This is a genomic window from Winogradskyella poriferorum, from assembly GCF_050618035.1.
In the GTDB taxonomy this organism is placed as follows: domain Bacteria; phylum Bacteroidota; class Bacteroidia; order Flavobacteriales; family Flavobacteriaceae; genus Winogradskyella; species Winogradskyella poriferorum_A.
Map to the genome: position 1 here is coordinate 1 of NZ_JBODPY010000101.1, position 240 is coordinate 240.

Sequence of the window (240 nt, forward strand, 5' to 3'; positions counted from 1 at the left end):
CTATCTCTGATTGATCTACATTTAATACAAACTCCGAATCTTGAAGTGAAAAGTTAGTAGAAGTAATAGCATAGAAAATATTTCCATTTCCTTCAACTTTAACTCTCAATGATGAAGAATCACCACCCGTAATTGGCACAGTGATAACTTCTTCACCATCATTTGCCACATTCGATGCTAAAACAAATGGAAATGTAAATCCCCCATCTGTTGATAATAATATATTTACCGTAGGTGTAT

General features: G+C 33.3%; 1 protein-coding gene. It reads right to left on the reverse strand.

Annotated features, from left to right (window positions below):
• Positions 1–240 (reverse strand): hypothetical protein (locus ACRHOC_RS15080; RefSeq protein ID WP_431159434.1); only part of this gene is annotated, 240 nt, incomplete at both ends.